The organism is Cognatundibacterium oligocarboniphilum, assembly GCF_013377855.1.
In the GTDB taxonomy this organism is placed as follows: domain Bacteria; phylum Pseudomonadota; class Gammaproteobacteria; order Burkholderiales; family Burkholderiaceae_D; genus Undibacterium; species Undibacterium oligocarboniphilum.
The window spans coordinates 13,381-34,981 of the sequence record NZ_JABXYJ010000003.1; the positions used below are offsets into that span (position 1 = coordinate 13,381).

A 21,601-nucleotide genomic window follows, 5' to 3' on the forward strand; every position below is an offset into this window, starting at 1 on the left:
TCCGGAACGTGAAAGCAGCGCCGGTCTGCGTGTTCAAACTCTTTCAGCTGACCAGATAACCGCCGTCAACATTGATACAGGCACCGGTGGTGTAACTGGATGCGGACGACGCCAGATACAGCACCGTGCCTGCCATTTCATCCGGTTCGGCAATGCGTTTCATTGGAATCCGGGTCAGTGCTTTTTCCAGAATCACCGGATTGTGAAACAGTGCGGAAGCAAACTTGGTATCGGTGGCGCCGGGCAGCAGCGCATTGACCCGCACGCCCATTGCAGCACACTCCTGAGCAAAGGATTTCGTCATCGCAATGACAGCCGCTTTGGTGATCGAGTAAATACCTTGCAGTGCGCCGGGAATCACGCCATTCACCGATGCCACGTTGATGATGCTGCCACCGCCGTTTTTCGCCATCAGCTTTGCACCGGCAGCGCACATGAAAAAATAACCGCGGATATTCACATCCACCGTTTTCTGGAATGCGCCGACATCGGTATCCGTGATATGACCGAAATGCGGATTGGTAGCGGCATTATTCACCAGGATATCCAGCCGGCCATGCGTAGCGATGATATCGGCAAACAGTGCGTCGATCTGCGCCATCTCACCGATGTGACAGGCGCGCGCCTCCGCCTTGCCGCCTGCTGCGGTAATCGCGCTCACCACGGCTTCGCAGGCATCGGCCTTGCGGCTTGAGACGATCACATGCGCCCCGCGTGCCGCCAGTGTTTTGGCGATGGATTCGCCAATGCCACGGCTGGCGCCGGTCACCAGGGCGATTTTTCCGCTTAAATCAAACATATCTTTCATTATTTTTCCTCTTGCCGCTGTGGCATGCTCAGACTTCGGTTAAACGTAGGTAATCGATGGCGGATGATTCAATACTTCGAGATGTGCAAAATTATTCAGGTAAGCCAGCGCCAGTCGCGCCGGTTTATCGGCCGTGGCTGGCTGCAGATGCAGGCGCGTCACCGCACTGTTGACCAGCGACCAGTTCAGCTCGGAAAATTTGGCATCGGGGTAACCCAGCACATGCTGGCAAATCGCTGAAATCGTGCCGCCGGAGGTAAAGATGGCGATATTTTTCGCCCCGTCCGCCAGCCCGATCTGGTGTTGCAGGGCACGGATGCAACGCTGCTGAAAGCGGTGCCAGGTTTCCGTATATTCGGAATCAAAGACGCCGGACATCCAGCGCGTGATTGCCTCTGAAAAGATCTCCTGAAATGCCTGCTTGCCGTTCGGGGTATGCATCAGAAAATGTTTGACTGCCGCCGGATCGTCAAAGGCCGGCACATGCCGCGCCAGCACTTCATGGTGGTTGTATTCATTGAATCCGGTGTCGGTATGCCAGTCTGCCGTCATCAGCTGATCCTCGTCCACTCCGGCACACTGCGCCATGCATGCCAGCGCACTCTGACGATGACGCTGCATCCCTCCTGTAACGACGCGCTGCATCTGCAGCCCGCGTTCCGCCCACCAGCGTCCCAGTTGTTGTGCCTGTGTCTGCCCGAGACCGGATAGCTGGTCGTAATTCTGACTGCCAAATGACGCCTGCCCATGCCGTACCAGATAAATCTGTGCCATATTTTTCCTGTTCCGCTTTCATCTTTGTCTGAAGTGTAAGACTGTGGCTATAATTGATCAAATGAATAGTTATTATCAGATATTATTAATTTCATGCATATATCAAGAGTCGATCTGAATCTGTTCACGGTATTCGAAGCCATCTACACCGAAGGCAGCGTCACCCGTGCCAGTCAGCAGCTGCATCTGACGCAGCCCGCCATCAGCCATGCATTAAACCGGCTGCGCCAGTTGTTTGATGATCCGCTGTTTATCCGGCAAGGGCAAAACATGGTTTCAACACCGCTGGCGCGCAGCATGATCGAACCGGTACGGCAGGCATTGCGCGGGCTGGAAATCACCTTGAACGAAAGCGGTAAATTTGATCCGTCGCTGGCCAGCAAGCAATTCAACCTGGCATTGCGGGATGTACTGGAATCCACCGTCCTGCCGCCGCTGCTGACGAGTATCACGAGGCAGGCGCCACAGATCAACCTGGCGGCAATCCAGGTCGAACGACGGGAGCTGGTCAGCGAACTGGCCGCCGGTACGCTGGATGTGGCGATTGATATGCTGCTCCCCTTACCCGTCGATATCCGGCGTCAGCAGATTTCGCGTTACACAACGGTCGTGCTTGCCAGGCGAGATCATCCGGTGGTGCAAGGTAAGCTTGATCTGAAAACATATCTGCAGGCGGAGCATATTCTCGCCAGCTCACGCCGCAAGGGAATGGGGCTGGAAGATTTTGAACTGAGCAGACTAGGGCTGCAAAGACGTGTACGACTGCGTTGCCAGCATTATTTTGCCGCCTGCCGGGTGGTCAGCCAGACCGATCTGCTGCTGACCATGCCAGAGGGCTACGCCCGCATTGCCAATGAGCAGTTTCACAATCAGATTCTACCGCTGCCAGTCAACATGCCTTCGTGGGATGTCTATCTGTACTGGCATCAGAATGTGGATAATGATCCTGCCAATCTCTGGTTGCGCGAACAGATCATGCAGGCATTTGACGCAGAACCGTCAGCAATACGATCAGCAGAATCATTAAGCTGAGGACGGCTGGCAATACAATGAGAAGTGAATGGAAGCGGTGTACCGCCGGTCAGGAGGTTTTCTTGTCAGGCGCGTCCGGCAGCAGGCAGGCGTCGATAATCTGCAGATTATTATCTTTGGCGAAATTCAGGACGAAATGGTAGGCCAGCGGCTCAATATCACGTATCGCCTCATTCACCACTACAGAGCGAACGCCGTTCAGCAAAATCGGCCGCACATAAGGCGAATATTGCAGATGTGAATGCCGTCCGCCATCCGGACTGAAGCAGGACATCGCGCCGCAAAGACGCTCCGCCCAATCGCTGGGACGAAACTGTTTTCCATCGTTGGTCAGCCCCTGAATGAAAAACTCTTTGACTTGCTGAGGATGCGTTTTTTTGGAATCGGCCATGTGCTCGGCTCGCTAGAAGCAACATTGAAAAAAGCAGGATGCCATTATGTGACGCCCGGCTTTCTAAATACCTTAGTATTATATCTTATAGAAGACTTACCTGAACCCTGCGGCGCAGATAAATCTCAGTCGCCTCATCGATTAGACTCACATTGTTAATACTTATCCAATATAGCGCATTTACCTGCATAGTAAAGCGCCTTCAGATTTCAAAAAAATATACTTTTAATGATATTTGAAAGAAGTTATTAACAATAAAAAGAGAAATAACAAAACCGTAGATTACAGACATCACTTCCTGCGTGGCAGCAGCATGGCCGACAACAGGCCCGATCGCCTGCTCGCCGCCCATAGCAATAGCGGCAGCGCCACTCCCAGAATCAGGCCTGCCAAGGCATTGCCGACATTCCAGTGCACGTATTTTTCCAGTAGCGTGAATACTTTCCACTCTATCCAGGAATGGAAAATCAAAATAAACAGGCTGCCCTGGCCGATATAACCAACGCCCCTGGCAATCGCCGGAAATGCAGACAAATACGCAGAGACAGAAAGAACGATGTAAATGCCGGAAGCAGCCTGTAACGTACAGATCAGCAGATTGCCATAATGGCGCAGATGCAGGTCTATCGTTTCATCAAAAAAATAATGCAGGATGATAAACAGACAGAGGGCAGCCATCAGTCTGCCAGTCTGCCAGCGGCTGCCTGAGATGGCTCCCTGACAGGCATAACCGGCCAGAATAAAGGCGGTGCTGATGCCGACCACATCAAGACTCCAGGGCAATCCCGGAAATCCGGTCTGTACATCGTTCAAGTACACATTCATGGCCGACCAGTCGCGCTGATTTAGCAGCGTCATCCACTGCAGCACTTGCCAGCCAGCCAGCAGCAACAGAATAGTCATCAGCCAGATGCCGGCAGTTTCATGACGGACGAAACGCCGTAACGACGGCAGGCGCAACAGCGCACCTGCCAGCAACAATGCCAGCAACAGATGCGGCAGATACCATAAGGGCACCCATTCAATCGTATTTCCTGTCGCATAGATCAATCCGCTGAAATAGCTCAGCCAGTCCGCCTTCCCCTGCACAATACGGGTCAGCCCCCAGATGGTCAGCACGGACAGATACGGCTTCAGGAGAGCCTCACTGCGGGAAATGGCAAAAGACCGCCATGTGCCGCGATTCTTCAGAACCACGCCTGAAAGAAAGAAAAAAAGCGGCATATGGAAGGAAAAGATCACCCGGTACAGCTCACCATGCTCGTGGGCGACCAGCCAGTTATGGCCGAGCACCACGAAGATGATGCCAAGACCTTTGGCAATATCAATCGCCAGAGAGCGCTCAGAGTGCATATCGCCCCGGCTGGCTGTTTACCGGCAACAGAAAAAGCAGCGAAGGAAAAATACCGGACAGAAAGACACGGATTGCCAGGATTTGCCTGTCATAAACAGTGCTTAAATCCATACAGCGAAGGATAGTAATAACAGCAGCAGCATCCACAACAACAGAGCGCGCCAGACCAGCCCGACGGCACTCTGCAAAGCACGCGGCGAGGCTTCTCCGCCCGGCTGACTTTCAAGGTCGAGACTGTCTACGTCCACCGCACTGGCATCGGCCTGCAAAACCATCGCTTTTTCTTCCGGTTCGCCAAGGCGTACGCCCAGTGCGCCACCACCGGCAGACAAAATAATGCCGACCGCTTCGTCACTCCAGCGATCCGCGTAATTACGCCATGAATATACGGCATCTTCAAAATTACCCACCACAGCGAAAGCGACAGCGGTCAGACGTGCAGGAATCCAGTCGATCCAGTAAAAGACTCTGGCGGCATACATGCCGAATTCCTCATTCTGCATATGCTCCGGCTCAGTCCAGGCACGGGCCAGATATTCGGCCACACGGTACATCACGGCACATGCAGGACCGACCGGCATCAGGAACCAGAAAAACACGCCAAACACATTTCTGTGCGTGGCAATCAATGCGCGTTCAACTGTCAGCCGGGAAATTTCCGACACATCCATGTCACTGGTATCGCGGTGTATCCATTCCGATAGATAGCGCCGCGCAGCATCTTCATCGCCAGAACTCAATGCCAGTTGAATGGACGTGAAATAATGACTGTAACGGCGGAAACCCAGAGTGAGGTAAACAATCAGCACATTCCAGGCAAATGCGGCAAATGGACTCAGTCTCAGGCAAAGCCAGTAAATCAGCGCAACGGGAACCGATAGCAAGCCAACCACCAGCCACCATCCCATTCTGCCGTGTTTCACTTTACCGGCATTGAACGATGCTTCAATTCTGTTTGCCAATGCCTGTATCTGCATATAGATAGGATTATCTGCACGCATTGGCTTCAGTTGTTCTATCAACAGGGCAAACAGAATAGATATAAATGTCATGATTAATCTGACGCACTTCGTTTCTGACAGTGGTCATGGAAGAATTTGCTAATGCGGCAAGTGTAAACCGATTTCCACAGATTATGAAGCTTTGTTCCAACCGACAGGGTAAGCAGAGTCCATTTCATCAACAGACAGAAGAAGTGCTGACATCTCAGGCACGCAGAAAATGGAACAGATTACGCAACATGCCCGCTGTCGCACCCCAGATAAAATACGTATCAAAAGGCATCGCATAAAATATTCGCTGACCGCTGCCATCCGGCATCTGAAATACACGGCGCTGGTGGTGGCGCCCATCCATCAGAAAAGACAGCGGCACCTCAAATACAGATGCAACCTCACCCGGATCGGTCATCACATCAAAGCCCGGCGCAACCAGAGAAACGACCGGACTAACCTCGTAGCCCGTGCCAGTACGATACTCAGGCAGCCGCCCCAGCACTTCCACATGCTTGCGCTGCAAGCCCACTTCCTCTTCAGTTTCCCGCAATGCGGTCTCTACCGGGTTCAAATCAGATAACTCAACCCGACCACCGGGAAAACTGATCTGCCCGCCATGATGCTGCAAATGTGCGGCCCGCTGCGTCAGCAATAAAGTCGGCTCATCACTTCGCATCACAATCGGAATCAGTACCGATGCCGGACGAAATATCTTATTTTTCGCCAGCAGTTCTTCGTTATTGAATTCCGGCGTCCATATCGGGGGATGAGAAAACCGCTGCCGCAAAAAATCAGGCATCAGACGCTCAGAAGCAACGGCCGGTTCATTGGCAATCGAATCAACCGGCAAAGATTCAGGATCAAAAATCAGCTTGCTCACGAATCGGGTACTCAGGTAAATAATCGAGGATCAGCAATATAAAAAAAGGGACGCCGGAGCATCCCTTTTTTGATGGCAATAACAGATATTACTCTGCTTTTGCAGCAACAACCTTGCGTGCTGGCAACTTCTCTTTAATACGAGCAGATTTACCGGAACGCTCACGCAGATAATACAGCTTAGCGCGACGTACATCACCGCGGCGCTTGACTTCGATCGAAGCGATCAGTGGAGAGTACAACTGGAATGTACGCTCAACGCCTTCGCCGGAAGAAATCTTACGGACGATGAAGTTGGAATTCAAACCACGGTTACGACGGGAGATAACAACACCTTCATAAGCCTGTGCACGTTTGCGTGTACCTTCAACAACGTTGACGTTAACAACAACTGTGTCACCTGGTGCGAATTCAGGGATATTTTTGCCGAGGCGAGCAATTTCTTCTTGCTCTAATTTTTGGATCAGATCCATTTTTATACTCCGATAACCATCTTGCCGACGCTGCAGAAATCTCTGACTGATGCCCGGTAGAGGATGGGGTTAAACATGCGTATTCCGGATCAGCCGGATACGCGCTTTAATTCCTGAATCAACAGGAAAACCTACAAACCACTTAAAAACTTCTCATCGGCACGGGTAAGCAATCCTGCTGACCGCGCCGCCTGAATCAGGTCAGGACGTTTGCGCAAGCTGGCTTCCAGTGAACGCTGCCGACGCCATTTCTGAATTTCCGCATGATTCCCACCCATCAGAACAGCCGGAACCGGCTGCCCCTCAAACACATCGGGCCGGGTATAGTGCGGACAATCCAGCAAGCCATTGACAAAACTGTCTTCCACTGCAGAAGCATCATCATGCAACACGCCAGGGATCTGCCTGATGACAGCATCCATCAGCGCCATCGCCGGCAACTCACCTCCGGAGAGGACAAAGTCCCCCAGACTGACTTCCTCATCAACACAGCTATCCAGCAAGCGCTGATCAACTGCCTCATAACGCCCGCACAACAATATCAGGCCGGACATGGCGGAAAACTCCATGATCCGCTGATGCGTCAGAGGACGTCCTTGCGGCGACAGATAAACAACTCTGGACGGACTGGCGTGACGCTGTTTTGCTGCCTGAATCGCAGCCTGTAAGGGTTTTGCCAGCATGACCATACCCGGACCGCCACCGTACGGACGATCATCTACGGTACGATGACGATCCGTTGTGAAATCACGCGGATTCCACAATTGCAGTCCGCATTTCTGCTGTTCAAATGCACGCCGCGTCACACCCGACTGGGTAATGGCAACGAACATCTCGGGAAACAGCGTGACAACATCAAACTGCATATCTGCCTTCTGACTTCACCGGCTTAATAATCAACACCCCAGTCAACCTGAATGGTGCGTGCAACCTGATCCACACGCTTCACAAAGTGATCCACAAAAGGAATCAGGATTTCATGTTTATGCAACTCGGCCTCAGGCACATCGTGAGCAGCAACACGCAGAATCGGGTGCGCACCGTTATCCATCAGATCCCGGACGACGCCGAGAGACTGGCCTTCCAGGTTTTCCACCGACAAACCCAGCAGATCAACCCAGTAAAACTCATCTTTGCCCAGAGCAGGAAAGAGTTTGCGGGAAATACTGACTACCGCCCCCTTTAATGCCTCAGCGGCATTCCTGTCAGCAACACCAACCAGGCAGGCAACAACATCTTCGCCATGATTTTTTGCTTCGAGACGCTCTATACTCCGCAATTCCGGCTTGTCGACCCACCAGTTCTTAGCGGACAACATCGCATCTGCATCACGCGAGTAGGGACGGATTTTCACCCATCCACGAACACCAAACGCTCCTGAGATATGTCCGACAAGGACTAAATCATCAGGAACAGGCAGTTCTGCCGACATCAGCGACGACGCAATTACGCTGCTGCTTTACCAGCCTGAGCAACCAGACGGGCAACTGCTGGCGACAACTGTGCGCCAACGCCTTGCCAGTAAGCCAGACGGTCTGCTGCAACACGCACTTCTTCAGCATTGCCGGAAGCGATCGGGTTGTAAAAACCGATGCGCTCAATAAAACGACCATCGCGACGATTGCGGGAATCAGTTGCAACGATATTGTAGAAAGGGCGCTTTTTTGCACCACCACGAGCTAAACGAATAACGACCATAATATTTCCAAAAAATGTTCTAAACGCGGAAAAAGCTGTAGATTATAGCCCGCTTCAGAAGAAACAAGCAAGGAATATCCCGCAGCAGTCCATAAAACGTGTGTATCTCAACACAAACACTCTGATTCAACTACAATCCCAAGACTGCTGATAGCAACGATTGAATTGAAATGACTTATAAAAATAAAACATTGGCAACATTTTTAGCCGTCATGCTGGGCAGCCTCGGCATTCACCGTTTTTACCTTGAAGGCAAGCGCGATCCGTGGGCCTGGTTACACTTCGCCAGCTTGCCGCTATCACTGTTGTGGAGCCATTATTTTTTCGGATGGCCCGTCCTGCTGACCTACAGTCCGCTGCTATTATCTTTCTTTGCAGCGCTTCTCGAAGCGTTAGTAGCCGGTCTCACGCCCGATGAAAAATGGGACCACCGTCATAATCCGGTATCCGGTCGAACCAATCATTCCTCGTGGCCGCTGGCATTGCTACTGGTACTGACAACCGGCTTGGGCGCCACGGCACTGATTGCGGTAATAGCCCGCGCTTTCGACTTGCTTTACACAGGTGGTGCTTACGGCTGAACCGCGACAGGCAACGCCTGCCTGTGAGTGATATTAAATAAAAAAATGGCCTGGCAAATTACCGGGCCATTTCACTGTATTGCAGATTCAGAACATATCTTCCGGCAAAGCCAGCACACCGGCACTGCCATCAACGATCGCAGAACGTAATCCTTGCGCAGCAGACAAGATATGGTCAGCAAAAAAACGCGCTGTCGTAATTTTTGCCTGATAAAAAGCTTTATCACCGTCGCCCGATTGCAGTTTTTGCTGTGCAATCAATGCTGCACGCGCCATCTGCCAGCCGCCCAGCACAATCCCCGCCAGCTTCAGGTAAGGCACGCTGCCGGCGAAGACGCCCTTGATGTCCTGCTTGAAATTCGCAACAACATAAGTAACGACCTCTTCCAGTGCAGCAGAACCCGCCGCCAACTGCTTCTGGATCGCCAGTAATTCAGGCTGATTTGTCGCCGCCAGTGCCACTTCTGTTTCACGGATATGGGCAATCAATGCTCTTGCCGTCGCGCCGCCATCACGCGCCGTTTTACGCCCGACCAGATCATTCGCCTGAATTGCTGTCGTCCCTTCGTAAATCGTCAGAATTTTGGCATCACGGTAATGCTGTGCCGCACCGGTTTCCTCAATGAAACCCATGCCGCCATGCACCTGCACACCTGTTGATGTCACATCCAGCGACATTTCAGTCGACCAGCCTTTCACGATAGGAACCAGATATTCGTACACAGCCTGATTTGCTTTGCGAGTCGCTTCGTCTGCATGGTGATGAGCAATATCACTCAAGCCGGCTGCCACGTACGCCAATGCGCGCGCGCCTTCGGTCTGCGCACGCATAGACATCAGCATGCGGCGCACATCCGGATGATTGATGATCGCCACAGGGCCGGCAGAGCCCGCCAGATCACGCGACTGGATACGGTCTTTGGCGTACTGTACCGCTTTTTGATAAGCACGTTCCGCCACACCGATACCTTGCATACCCACGCCGAAACGTGCCGCATTCATCATGATGAACATGTATTCCAGGCCGCGGTTTTCTTCACCGACCAGCGTGCCTATCGCACCGCCGTTATCACCAAATTGCAGTACCGCTGTCGGGCTGGCTTTGATACCCAGCTTATGCTCAATCGATACGCAGTGCGCATCATTACGCGCCCCCAGACTACCATCAGCATTGACAAGGAATTTCGGTACGATAAACAGGGAAATGCCCTTCACGCCTTCCGGCGCATCCGGTGTGCGTGCCAGCACCAGATGGACGATATTTTCTGCCATATCGTGCTCACCATAAGTGATGAAAATCTTGGTACCGAAAATTTTGTATGTGCCATCACCCTGAGGAACAGCGCGGCTGCGCACCATCGCCAGATCGGAGCCAGCTTGTGGCTCAGTCAGATTCATGGTGCCGGTCCATTTACCGGAAATCAGATTTTCCAGATAAATCGCTTTTTGTTCATCGCTGCCAGCAGTCAGCAAAGCCTCAATAGCGCCGTCGGTCAGCAATGGGCAGAGTGCGAATGAAATACTGGCCGAGTTCAGCATTTCGATACACGGTGTTGCGACCAGCTTCGGCAAACCCTGTCCGCCAAACTCCTGCGGATGCTGCACACCCTGCCAGCCTGCCTCACCGAACATCTTGAATGCTTCCTTGAAGCCTTTGGTGGTAAATACCTGCCCGTCCTGCCAGTAACTCGGTGCTTTATCGCCTTCCCAATTCAACGGCGCGACCACTTCGCCCGCAAATTTGGCATTTTCTTCCAGCACCGCCTCAACCGTTTCAGGCGTAGCGTCTTCACAACCGGGCAAAGCATTCACTTCCGACAAACCAGCGAGTTCATTGATCGCGAACAGCATATCTTTCACAGGTGCGACATAAGTCATGGCATTTCCTAAAAATAGAAAAGAAAAAGGACAGAATCAGCAATGTGTCACAACAACAAAAACACTGCTGTCAATGGCGCGACAAACCACTCATTCTGTCCAGTCAGGGCCATGTAACGGCCCGAAAATTCAATGAAATCAGCCTAATTCAGCAATCAGCTGTGGCACGATTTCAAACAGATCACCAACAATACCGTAATCAGCAACAGAGAAAATCGGTGCTTCCGGATCTTTGTTAATGGCGACGATCGTTTTGGAATCTTTCATCCCTGCCAGATGCTGAATCGCGCCTGAAATACCGACCGCGATATACAGTTGCGGAGCAACAATCTTACCAGTCTGACCGACTTGCCAGTCGTTAGGAACAAAGCCTGCATCCACCGCAGCGCGGGATGCACCCATCGCTGCGCCGAGCTTGTCTGCCAATGGCTCGAGTACTTTGAATGCATCGGCAGAACCCATACCGCGACCACCGGAAACGATGATTTTCGCAGCAGTCAGCTCAGGGCGGTCAGACTTGGCGACTTCACGGGAAACGAAAGCTGATTTACCGGAATCAGCAACGGCGGCAATTACGTCAACAGGGGCAGAACCACCCGTTGCAGCAGCAGCATCAAAACCTGTAGTACGAACAGTGATTACTTTGACTGCATCGGTAGATTGCACAGTAGCAATCGCATTGCCTGCATAAATCGGGCGCTCGAACGTGTCTGGAGAGTCGATTTTAGTGATTTCAGAAATTTGCGATACGTCGAGTTTAGCGGCGACGCGCGGCAAAATATTTTTGCCGTAAGCAGTTGCCGGTGCCAGAATGTGGCTATAACCAGCAGCCACAGCCAATACCTGTTCAGCCACGTTTTCTGCCAGGCCATCAGCAAAATGCGCTGCGTCGGCATGCAATACCTTGCTGACGCCAGCGATCTGTGCCGCTGCCGCCGCTGCCGCGCCAGCATTCGAGCCAGCAACCAGTACATGCACATCGCCGCCGCATTGGGTCGCGGCAGTAACGGTATTCAAAGTGCTGCCCTTGAGGCCAGCGTTGTCGTGTTCAGCGATGACGAGTGTAGTCATGATGTTTTCCACTTAATAAATCACCAGCTTGCGATCTGGTGAAGAAATTTGTAAATAAGATGTGATAAAGCAATCCGTCAATGAATCAGCTGCAATCAGCTAATCAACCAATGACCTTTGCTTCGTTTTTCAGTTTGGAAACCAAAGTCGCCACGTCAGGAACCACAATACCTGCGCTGCGTTTTGCTGGTTCAGTCACTTTCAATGTTTTGACGCGGGAAGCAACGTCCACATCTAAATCAGCTGGTTTGACGTTATCGAGCTGCTTCTTCTTCGCTTTCATGATGTTAGGCAGAGTCACATAGCGCGGCTCATTCAGACGCAAGTCCGTTGTCACGATCGCAGGCAAAGTCAGCGCAACGGTTTCCAGACCGCCGTCCACTTCACGCGTAACGGTTGCCTTACCGTCAGCGACAGTCACTTTCGATGCGAAAGTCGCTTGTGGCCAGCCCAGCAAGGCTGCCAGCATCTGGCCGGTCTGATTGCAGTCGTCATCAATCGCCTGCTTACCCAGAATGATCAATTGCGGCTGCTCTTTATCAGCCAGTGCCTTAAGCAATTTTGCCACCGCCAGCGGTTGCAGTTCAGCATCGGTTTCAACCAGAATGCCGCGATCTGCGCCGATCGCCATTGCAGTACGCAATGTTTCCTGGCACTGCGCCACACCACAAGACACAGCCACGACTTCCGTCACGACACCAGCTTCTTTCAGGCGTGTTGCTTCTTCCACGGCGATTTCATCGAAAGGATTCATCGACATTTTGACGTTAGCGATATCCACGCCTGTGCCATCGGATTTGACACGTACTTTGACGTTGTAATCAACTACTCGTTTGACTGGTACCAGGACTTTCATAGTTCTGCCTTTATGAGCTAATGAGGGAATACAGTAAATGTTGCGGAATATACTTCAATGTTTGTTCAATCTGTTGCGACACGCCGTCATTGTGCGCCCGACCTGATGCACCGAACCGTTTGCGCTATTCAGCTTTATCTAACCCGTCAATCAGGCAAATTCAGACCTTGTGGGTATTGTTGCGTGAATTGACGTATACGTAAATCAAAGTGATTATAAATCGAAATGAAGCGGTTTTTACACAATTTAGCACGATCGTTCCTTTTTTGTCGGTATTCTGTGTAGAACTGAATACCTAATCGACACAGCTTGCGACACACAGTACTTTGATTTTACGGGGTAAATCGCCGTCTGCTGCCGGATACACCAATAAAAAACCCGCCGGAGCGGGTTTTTTATTTTCCAGCCAAATCAGCGCCGGTCAATTCAGGAACCTTATTTGCGCTTGATGAAGTACTCAAATTCGTTACTGCTTTCGAGGTGGGACAATAACTCATTGCCCGTCTGCTTGGAAAACGCCTTGAAATCTCTGACCGAACCCGGATCGGTGGCCAGTACATGCAAAACTTCACCAGTAATCATTTCTGCCAGGGCTTTTTTGGTTTTCAGAATAGGCAATGGACAATTCAGTCCACGGGCATCCAGTTCTTTATTGAATTGCATGATTTTTCCTGTAGCAGCAGAGAGCATAAGACCGTCCGCAAAAACATCAATGCACCAATTCTACCGGAAATTTCATTAGGATGGTGCAACGCAACACACTAACAACACTTCGTTATTTTTCCGATAATTTTTTGCATAGCAATAGGGCAAAGCACCTGGTTTTCCCGCGCTCCACAGATCACTCCGCAAAACCCCAACTGATCATTTCAGGCTCCAGACCGCGGGAACGCATCCAGTCTGCCATGGCATATCCGGTTCCGGCATTCCAGGGGCGAAGTTTCTCCGGTTCAATCAGCCGATATTCCACCAACTCCTGAGACAGACGAATTTCACCATCGGCTCTGACATGATAGGCGATAATCACTTCGTTTTTTTCAATGAACTCATAAACGCCAATCAGGTTGATGTGCTGTGCATCAAGATTGGTTTCTTCTTTCAGTTCGCGTGCGATTCCCTGCTCCGGCGTTTCACCGCGCTCCATGAATCCGGTAATGAGTGCAAACGTTTTTTCTGGCCAGGCCGCATTGCGTGCCAACAGAATTCTGCCGTCAATTTCCACCAGCGCAGCAAGCACAGGCAGAGGATTATCCCAATGCGTCCAATGTCCATCAGGGCATGTCAGTCGCAGCCGGTCCATGTCGGCGTCATCCGGACGCTTAATCAGTTCCGTAGCGCAGACCGGACAAAAGCGGAATTCCATCAGCAGCCGCCCTGCTTAATCGTCGGCTGATCCGGATGCAGTCTGGCCATGGAGTATGTATCGGCAAAAACACCGTGCCGCAAAGCATGAGCGCGGTGCGTCCCCTCGATCTGGAAACCGAATTTCTGATACAGATGGATCGCTGCTGCGTTGTCACAAAAAACGATCAGCTCAATCCTGAGAATATTCAGCCACAGGTCAGCCAGCTGAATCAGCTCTTGCAACAAGGCGCTTCCGACGCCACGCCCCGCAAACGCATCGGCAACGCCCATTCCCAGCGTTGCCGCATGCGCCCGCCGCTGTTTCTGCTCCAGGTGCAAGACCGCATTACCAACAATCACGCCGTCGCACAATGCCACCAGCATGATATCTTTTGCATCCAGATTTTTCAGCCGCTCCTGCCACATCTCGACGGAAGGATGCGGCACTTGCAAGGTTCCGCCATACGTGCCGGAACTTGCATAGACCCGCTGAATCTGGGCCGCATCAGAAACTTCTGCGCGACGGATATGGATCATACCCTGCCGTGAACCCAGTCAGTCACACCGGCCAATGCCGCAGCGAGGCCGGATGGATCGGTGCCGCCAGCCTGCGCCATGTCTGGACGCCCGCCACCTTTACCGCCAACCTGCTGGGCCACAAAATTCACCAGATCGCCGGCTTTCAGACGGGAAATGCTGTCAGCGGTAACACCGGCAATCAGACTGACCTTACCATCATTGACTGCCGCCAGAACGATTGCTGCCGTTTTCAGTTTGTCTTTGAGCTTATCCATCGTCTCGCGCAACGCATTCACATCTGCACCGTCCAGCATTGCCGCCAGTACCTTGATGCCCTTGACATCAACAGCCTGAGCAAGCAACTCGTCACCCTGATTCGATGCCAGCCGGGATTTCAGTGCGGCCAGTTCTTTCTCCAGCGACTTCACGTGTTCCTGTACCTGGACAATACGCTGGGTTAACTCTTCCGGTTGCGCTTTCAGCGCTGCAGCAGCCTCATTGATGCGATTACTCTGCGTCTGAACCAGCGTCAGCGCCACTTCACCTGTCACTGCCTCTACCCGGCGGATGCCTGCTGCAACACCGCTTTCAGCCACAATTTTGAAAAGACCGATATCGCCGGTGCGGGCCACATGGGTGCCGCCGCACAGCTCGCGCGAAGAGCCGATATCCAGCACGCGGACTTCGTCGCCGTATTTTTCGCCGAACAATGCCATTGCTCCATGCTTGACCGCATCATCAAAGGCCATCAGTTGGGCAGAGGTGGCGGCATTTGCCAGAATTTCGCGATTCACGATCTGCTCTACCTGACGGATTTCACCAGCGGTCATCGGTGCCGTGTGACTAAAATCGAAACGGGTTTTATCCGCATCCACCAGCGAGCCTTTTTGAGCTACGTGGCTACCCAGCACTTCGCGCAAGGCTTTATGCATCAGATGTGTAGCAGAGTGATTGCGCATTGTTTGCGCGCGCACTTCGCCGGCGACTTCTGCTTTCACGCTTTGCACAATGGTCAGCTTGCCGGATTGCAGAACACCATGATGACCGAAAACATCGGCCTGGATTTTCTGGGTATCGCTGACCTCAAAAACTGCGCCGCCATTACCGGTCAGTACACCGGAGTCGCCGCACTGACCACCGGATTCGGCATAAAACGGGGTCGTATCCAGCACCACAATCGCATACTGGCCTGCCTGGACTTCATTTACCGGGCTGCCTTCAACATACAGGGCAACGATTTTCGCCTCATGCTGCAACTGCTCGTAGCCGACAAACCGGGTCTTGTCACCAATATATTCAATAGCCGCGGCCATCTTGAATTTTCCGCCTTCGCGTGCCTTTTTACGCTGCAATTCCATTGCAGCATTGAAGCCGGCCTCATCCAGCGACACATTGCGTTCGCGGCAGATATCTGCTGTCAGATCAAGCGGGAAACCATAGGTGTCATACAATGTAAAAGCGGTGTCGCCATCCAGATTTTTTCCGTCTTTTGCCAGCGCAGCTTCCAGGATTTTCATACCGTTTTCCAGCGTCTCGCCAAAACGCTCTTCTTCCTGACGGATGACCTGCGCAACGCGTTCTGCGGCTTCGGCCAGCTCAGGGTAAGCGCCGCCCATTTCGCGCACCAGATCAGCCACCAGCCTGTAGAAAAACGGCTGGCTCTGTCCCAGCTTATGGCCATGGCGCAATGCACGGCGGGTAATGCGGCGCAGCACATAACCACGCCCCTCATTGCCGGGAATCACACCATCCACGATCAGGAAACCTGCGCAGCGGATATGATCTGCAATTACTTTCAGTGAGTTGTTGCCCAGATCGGTGCAACCGGTTTCTCGCGCAGCCGCCTTGATCAGATTCTGGAAAGTATCGATTTCATAGTTCGAATGTACATGCTGCAGCACAGCCGACAAACGCTCCAACCCCATGCCGGTATCGACGCATGGCTTCGGCAACGGATGCAGCACGCCCGCTTCATCTTTATTGAACTGCATGAACACCAGATTCCAGATTTCGATGAAACGATCGCCATCTTCTTCTGCCGATCCCGGGGGGCCGCCCCAGATTTCCGGACCGTGATCGTAGAAAATCTCGGTACAAGGACCGCAAGGGCCGGTATCGGCCATCTGCCAGAAATTATCGGAAGCGTAGCGTGCGCCCTTGTTGTCGCCAATACGGATGATGCGTTCAACCGGCACGCCGATTTCATTTTTCCAGATATCGTAGGCTTCGTCATCCTCCTGATACACGGTAACTGTGAGTTTATCCGCCGGTAATTTATAAACCGTGGTCAGCAATTCCCATGCGTAATGGATCGCATCTTTTTTGAAATAATCACCGAACGAAAAATTACCCAGCATTTCAAAGAACGTATGGTGACGCGCGGTATAGCCGACGTTTTCCAGATCGTTATGTTTACCGCCGGCACGCACACTGCGCTGCGCCGTAGTAGCGCGGCTATACGCACGCTTATCCTGACCGAGAAATACATCTTTAAACTGCACCATGCCTGAGTTGGTGAACAGCAAGGTTGGGTCATTACCGGGAATCAGACTGGACGAACGCACGCGCGTATGACCTTTGGATTCGAAAAAGCTGAGGAATTTATCGCGGATTTCGGACGAGTTCATAGAAGAGAGATCAGAGCTTAAAAAGATAACTTCTGATTATACGGTATAAAACCTGCGCGACAGCAGCCCGCATCGAGCACGTACAGTGAATGGCGATATTGATTGCAAAAACAGCAAAATACCCTGTCGTCGCTTATCAGAAATCTGCCGGAATCAGATCCAGCCGGTCGGTACAGAACGCGTCCACACCCCAGCGCAACAGTTCCGAAGCTCTTTGCGGGTCGTTGACGGTGTAACAGAACAATCCATAACCGGCATCTTTGATCTGCCGCACCAGATCCGGCGTCAGCGATGCATGGTTCGTATGCAGGGCACGGACGCCCAGTTCCTGACACTGGCTTTTCCAGTCCGGAGTGATGCGCTCCGTCAGCCAGCCACGTGGCAATGCAGGAGCGGCGGCCTTTGCTGCCTTGAGCGCAGTGACGGAAAAGGACGACAACAGCGGCAAGCGCCCGGCATCGCTGACCGCGACATCCGCAAACAAGGATGCGCAGCAGCCGGCAACCACGCCTCCGGTCAGCGCCTCCATGCCGGGTACCGGTTTGATTTCCACATTCATCCAGATATCGTGATGCCGGCAAAATGCGACGGCATCTTCAAACAACGGCACCGGCTCTCCTGCAAATTCGGCACCAAACCAGCTGCCTGCATCCATGGCCGTCAACGCTTCTGCTGTACTGCCCGCAACACTACCGGTTCCGGCCAGCGTGCGACCAAATTCACAATCATGCATCAGCACAGGAACCTCATCCTTTGATAACATGACATCAAATTCCACAGCATGAAACCCTTGCGCCAGACCGCAACGCAGCGCCGCGATGGTATTTTCCGGCGCCAGGATGCCGCCGCCGCGGTGTGCAAGAACTTTAGGATAAGGCCACATCATGCTCTCTCTGATCGCAATTCGTCATACACAATAATTCAAAAAAGGGTTACCGAAAATGAGTACAGCAACTTCACAGAAAACTGCTTTAGGGCATCTGCGCATACTCGATCTGACGCGCGTGCTGGCAGGTCCCTGGTGCGCGCAAAATCTGGCCGATCTGGGAGCGGAAGTCATCAAAGTCGAACGCCCCGGCTGCGGCGATGACACCCGCAGTTGGGGACCACCCTACCTGCGCGATGCTGACGGTAACGATACCACGGAAGCGGCATACTATCTGGCCGCCAACCGGAATAAGCGCTCGGTCACTGTCGACATCGCAAGCCCGGAAGGGCAGCAGATTATCCGCGAACTGGCGATGCAATCCGATATCGTGCTCGAAAATTACAAAGTCGGCCAGCTCAAAAAATACGAACTGGATTACGCATCGCTGAAACAGCTGAAACCCGATCTGATTTATTGTTCGATCACCGGCTTTGGTCAGGACGGCCCCTACGCCCACCGTGCCGGCTACGACTTCATCGTGCAGGGCATGGGCGGCTTCATGTCGCTGACCGGTGAACGGGACGACCTGCCAGGTGGCGGTCCGCAGAAAGCCGGAGTAGCCATTGCCGATCTGATGACAGGCATGTATGCCACCATCGCAGTTCTGACTGCACTGACCCACCGCGACCGCACCGGCGAAGGCCAGTATATCGACATGGCACTGCTGGATGTGCAGGTTGCGATGCTGGCGAACATGAACATGAATTACTTGTGTAATGAAAAAGTGCCTGTGCGCTGGGGTAATGCACATGCCAATATCGTGCCCTACCAAACCTTCGCCACATCCGACGGTCATATCATCGTCGCTGCCGGAAATGACGGCCAATACAGAAAATTCGTACAGGCAGGCGGGCAACCTGAACTGGCCGACGATCCCCGTTTCAATACCAATCCGCAACGGGTGCAGAATCGCGACACGCTGGTACCTTTGCTGGCAGAAATGGTCAAAAAGAAAAGCAAACCGGAATGGATTGCATTATTGGAAGCAGCAGGCGTTCCCTGCGGCCCGATCAACCGCATCAACGAGGTGTTTGAAGATCCGCAGGTGCAGGCGCGCGGCATGAAAATCAAGCTGCCACATCCGGAGGCAAGCTCCGTGAATCTGGTTGCCAGCCCCATGAAATTATCCGCAACACCGGTCAGCTACCGCGACGCCCCGCCGTTGCTGGGTCAACATACAGACGAGGTATTGCATCAGCTGCTGGCTTATGATGACGCTAAACTGGACGAACTCAGATCGAAAAAAATTATCTGAGTCGCCTGCAATTGCGTGCACAAGGGCGCATCAGTGCGGCTCAGCCCTGGCAGCTCGCGCCATTTCCCGGCGGGCTGGCGACAGGATGGCGTGTTTTATCGCATCCGGCTTGGTATGGCTGTCGCAGCCCGCTACTATCCGGAGATGACTGAATTGTGGAAGTTGTCTTATGTACGGAAATACACCTTTTTTTCAACATCTGCAGGCATTTTATCTTCGGCATACCAACAGTGCCTGGAGAACCATACTCGGCGAAATGCCCCGGCTATTGCTGATTAATCAGCTGTGCGCCATCGTCATCACCCTGCTGGTTCGCACCGACGGTTCGGTGTTTGAGAATGTGGTGTTTTCCAATCTGATCGGCTTTTGCTGTTATGCACTGATACGTACTTCCCGGTATCTGATCTGGCGGGACAAAGAACCCGGTACGCTGCCCTTTTATCTGATGTGCATTGTGGTGTCGCCGTTTGGATTTATTGCTGGCGTCGCTATTTCCGCCACTATTTTTTCCTATCCGCTGAAACAGATATTTTCGCTGCGGGAAAACTATGTTATCACCTTCGTATCGATGACCTGCATCATCAGCACCATCGTCGCCTGGCTATTCTGGAACCGCGCCAAGATCAACGCCTTGCATGCTCAGGCCGAAGCAGAAAAAACCCGCTATGCCTTGATCGAACGACAGGCGATGCAGACCCAGTTACAGTTGCTGCAAGCGCAGATTGAACCGCACATGCTGTTTAACACCCTCGCCAACCTGCAAGGTCTGATTGCGATCGATGCCACTCGGGCGCAGCATATGCTGACACAGCTGATCGTGTATCTGCGCGCCACGCTGTGCACATCCCGTGCAGAAACCACCACGCTGGGACAAGAATTCACCCTGATCCGGGCTTATCTGGATTTACTGGCGATACGGATGGGTAGCCGGCTCAGTTACACACTGGATCTGCCGTCTGACCTGACGACATTTCCCCTCCCGCCGATGTTGTTGCAGCCATTGGTGGAAAATGCCATCCGGCACGGACTGGAACCAAAAATTGAAGGTGGCCACATTCTGGTGCAGGCCAGCAAAACAGCCGGTTTTCTGAACCTGAAAATTGCCGATACCGGACTCGGCCTGCCATTCGGTTATGACGAACAGCCAGCGCCCTCTGCCGACGGCCACCATGTCGGCAATGCCAATATCCGGGAACGTCTGCAAGCCATTTTCGGCGCCAGCGCTTCGCTGGCCTTAACCCCGAACCATCCCCAAGGCGTCATTGCTGAACTGACGATTCCTTACTCCGGTTATCCTGACCCAAGCTTTCACTGATGCTGATGATGAATACCCGAAAACGCGCCCTGATCGCCGAAGACGAACCGGTATTATCGCTGACCCTGCAGCACATGCTGCGCAGGCTCTGGCCGGAACTGGAACTGTGCGTCGTGGTTGAAAACGGTGTTGCGGCCATTGATGCAGCCCTCAACACCACGCCGGACATCCTGTTTCTCGATATTAAAATGCCCGGTAAATCCGGACTGGAAGTCGCTCATGAACTGGCCGAAGAGTGGCCCGAAGACAAAGCCTTTCCACTGATCGTGTATGTCACGGCTTATGATGAATTTGCGGTACAGGCTTTTGAGCATTCAGCATCGGACTATGTGCTGAAACCGGTCACTGAAGAACGCCTGCACAAGACCATACAACGTTTGCAGACGCATCTGGGTAATCAGGCGCAGCGCGCCAGTGAACTCGACCGGGTGCTGGCACAACTGCGCCAGCTGGTTCCCGGACATTTGTTGCCTGGCGTGACGATCAATCATGAAAAACTGCGTGTAATCCGCGCAGCCGTCGGCAACCATATCCGCATGATTCAGATTGACGATGTCCTGTATTTCGAGGCAACCGATAAATACGTCAACGTCGTGACCCGTGAGCATTCCTCCCTGATCCGCAGCAGCCTGCGCGATTTACTGCCGCAGCTCGACAACGATACTTTCTGGCAGATACACCGCAGCACGGTAGTGAATATCCGGCAGGTACATCTTGCCCACAAAGACGATACCGGCAAAATCACCCTCAAACTACGCGACAGCGATGAACGGCTCGCCGTCAGTAGAGTGTATGCCCACTTATTTAAACAAATGTGATTTTC

23 protein-coding genes are annotated in these 21,601 nt (G+C 52.6%); 5 read left to right on the forward strand and 18 right to left on the reverse strand.

Going from position 1 to position 21,601, the window contains the following annotated elements; all coding sequences use genetic code 11:
• Nucleotides 1–43 precede the first annotated feature (43 nt).
• Nucleotides 44–811, reverse strand: a complete 768-nt coding sequence (locus HV832_RS05370; protein WP_317889311.1) for an SDR family oxidoreductase — start codon at nt 809–811, stop codon at nt 44–46.
• A gap of 36 nt (nt 812–847) precedes the next feature.
• Entirely contained in the window at nt 848–1,582 is a 735-nt protein-coding gene (locus HV832_RS05375; protein WP_176802549.1) for a histidine phosphatase family protein, read from the reverse strand.
• A gap of 93 nt (nt 1,583–1,675) precedes the next feature.
• Between HV832_RS05375 and HV832_RS05380 the strand changes: the two genes are divergently transcribed.
• Nucleotides 1,676–2,614: a LysR family transcriptional regulator gene (locus HV832_RS05380; protein ID WP_176802550.1), complete on the forward strand. Its 939-nt coding sequence runs from the start codon at nt 1,676–1,678 to the stop codon at nt 2,612–2,614.
• Nucleotides 2,615–2,663: 49 nt separating this feature from the next.
• Here HV832_RS05380 and HV832_RS05385 read toward each other — a convergent pair whose 3' ends face one another.
• The 8 genes from HV832_RS05385 to rpsP form a co-directional block, all read right to left on the reverse strand.
• Entirely contained in the window at nt 2,664–3,005 is a 342-nt protein-coding gene (locus HV832_RS05385) for a DUF3579 domain-containing protein (protein ID WP_176802551.1), read from the reverse strand.
• A gap of 291 nt (nt 3,006–3,296) precedes the next feature.
• Nucleotides 3,297–4,358 carry an acyltransferase family protein gene (locus HV832_RS05390; RefSeq protein WP_176802552.1) on the reverse strand — a complete coding sequence of 354 codons (1,062 nt, stop codon included), beginning with the start codon at nt 4,356–4,358 and terminating at the stop codon, nt 3,297–3,299.
• A gap of 102 nt (nt 4,359–4,460) precedes the next feature.
• Nucleotides 4,461–5,411 carry a CobD/CbiB family protein gene (locus tag HV832_RS05395; RefSeq protein ID WP_176802553.1) on the reverse strand — a complete coding sequence of 317 codons (951 nt, stop codon included), beginning with the start codon at nt 5,409–5,411 and terminating at the stop codon, nt 4,461–4,463.
• 154 nt (nt 5,412–5,565) lie between these two features.
• Entirely contained in the window at nt 5,566–6,234 is a 669-nt protein-coding gene (locus HV832_RS05400; RefSeq protein WP_176802554.1) for a CoA pyrophosphatase, read from the reverse strand.
• Nucleotides 6,235–6,322: 88 nt separating this feature from the next.
• A complete protein-coding gene (rplS, locus tag HV832_RS05405; RefSeq protein ID WP_176802555.1) occupies nt 6,323–6,706 on the reverse strand; it encodes a 50S ribosomal protein L19 in 384 nt (127 codons plus the stop codon).
• Between the two features lie 131 nt (nt 6,707–6,837).
• Complete coding sequence (gene trmD, locus HV832_RS05410) at nt 6,838–7,572, reverse strand: tRNA (guanosine(37)-N1)-methyltransferase TrmD (RefSeq protein ID WP_176802556.1); 735 nt, start codon at nt 7,570–7,572, stop codon at nt 6,838–6,840.
• Nucleotides 7,573–7,595: 23 nt separating this feature from the next.
• Nucleotides 7,596–8,138 carry a ribosome maturation factor RimM gene (gene rimM / locus HV832_RS05415; RefSeq protein ID WP_176802557.1) on the reverse strand — a complete coding sequence of 181 codons (543 nt, stop codon included), beginning with the start codon at nt 8,136–8,138 and terminating at the stop codon, nt 7,596–7,598.
• 14 nt (nt 8,139–8,152) lie between these two features.
• Complete coding sequence (gene rpsP, locus HV832_RS05420) at nt 8,153–8,404, reverse strand: 30S ribosomal protein S16 (RefSeq protein WP_176802558.1); 252 nt, start codon at nt 8,402–8,404, stop codon at nt 8,153–8,155.
• Nucleotides 8,405–8,574: 170 nt separating this feature from the next.
• Here rpsP and HV832_RS05425 point away from each other — a divergent pair, with 170 nt between their 5' ends.
• Nucleotides 8,575–8,985 (forward strand): NINE protein, encoded by a 411-nt coding sequence (locus HV832_RS05425; RefSeq protein ID WP_176802559.1) that lies wholly within the window; start codon nt 8,575–8,577, stop codon nt 8,983–8,985.
• Between the two features lie 87 nt (nt 8,986–9,072).
• On the opposite strand, the gene HV832_RS05430 is transcribed toward HV832_RS05425, so the two are convergent.
• The 8 genes from HV832_RS05430 to ugpQ form a co-directional block, all read right to left on the reverse strand.
• Nucleotides 9,073–10,863, reverse strand: a complete 1,791-nt coding sequence (locus tag HV832_RS05430) for an acyl-CoA dehydrogenase (protein WP_176802560.1) — start codon at nt 10,861–10,863, stop codon at nt 9,073–9,075.
• Nucleotides 10,864–11,001: 138 nt separating this feature from the next.
• Nucleotides 11,002–11,934: an electron transfer flavoprotein subunit alpha/FixB family protein gene (locus HV832_RS05435; protein ID WP_176802561.1), complete on the reverse strand. Its 933-nt coding sequence runs from the start codon at nt 11,932–11,934 to the stop codon at nt 11,002–11,004.
• Nucleotides 11,935–12,037: 103 nt separating this feature from the next.
• The gene (locus tag HV832_RS05440) at nt 12,038–12,790 is read right to left on the reverse strand and encodes an electron transfer flavoprotein subunit beta/FixA family protein (protein WP_176802562.1); all 753 of its coding nucleotides are present in this window, start codon (nt 12,788–12,790) and stop codon (nt 12,038–12,040) included.
• A 435-nt stretch (nt 12,791–13,225) separates the two neighbouring features.
• Nucleotides 13,226–13,453 (reverse strand): sulfurtransferase TusA family protein, encoded by a 228-nt coding sequence (locus tag HV832_RS05445; protein WP_176802563.1) that lies wholly within the window; start codon nt 13,451–13,453, stop codon nt 13,226–13,228.
• 178 nt (nt 13,454–13,631) lie between these two features.
• Entirely contained in the window at nt 13,632–14,156 is a 525-nt protein-coding gene (locus HV832_RS05450; RefSeq protein ID WP_176802895.1) for an NUDIX domain-containing protein, read from the reverse strand.
• On the reverse strand, nt 14,153–14,671 hold the full coding sequence (locus tag HV832_RS05455; RefSeq protein WP_176802564.1) for a GNAT family N-acetyltransferase: 519 nt from the start codon (nt 14,669–14,671) through the stop codon (nt 14,153–14,155). Before HV832_RS05455 ends, HV832_RS05450 begins: the two co-directional genes overlap by 4 nt.
• Nucleotides 14,668–17,280, reverse strand: coding sequence for an alanine--tRNA ligase (gene alaS / locus HV832_RS05460; RefSeq protein ID WP_176802565.1), 2,613 nt, complete (start codon nt 17,278–17,280; stop codon nt 14,668–14,670). The genes HV832_RS05455 and alaS overlap by 4 nt, the downstream gene beginning before the upstream one ends.
• Before the next feature lie 136 nt (nt 17,281–17,416).
• Nucleotides 17,417–18,163 carry a glycerophosphodiester phosphodiesterase gene (gene ugpQ / locus HV832_RS05465; RefSeq protein WP_176802896.1) on the reverse strand — a complete coding sequence of 249 codons (747 nt, stop codon included), beginning with the start codon at nt 18,161–18,163 and terminating at the stop codon, nt 17,417–17,419.
• 58 nt (nt 18,164–18,221) lie between these two features.
• Between ugpQ and HV832_RS05470 the strand changes: the two genes are divergently transcribed.
• The 3 genes from HV832_RS05470 to HV832_RS05480 all read left to right on the forward strand — a co-directional run bounded on the left by HV832_RS05470 (nt 18,222) and on the right by HV832_RS05480 (nt 21,596).
• Entirely contained in the window at nt 18,222–19,463 is a 1,242-nt protein-coding gene (locus HV832_RS05470; protein WP_176802566.1) for a CaiB/BaiF CoA transferase family protein, read from the forward strand.
• Nucleotides 19,464–19,632: 169 nt separating this feature from the next.
• Complete coding sequence (locus tag HV832_RS05475) at nt 19,633–20,778, forward strand: sensor histidine kinase (protein ID WP_176802567.1); 1,146 nt, start codon at nt 19,633–19,635, stop codon at nt 20,776–20,778.
• A gap of 5 nt (nt 20,779–20,783) precedes the next feature.
• Nucleotides 20,784–21,596, forward strand: coding sequence for a LytR/AlgR family response regulator transcription factor (locus HV832_RS05480; RefSeq protein WP_176802568.1), 813 nt, complete (start codon nt 20,784–20,786; stop codon nt 21,594–21,596).
• Nucleotides 21,597–21,601: the final 5 nt, after the last annotated feature.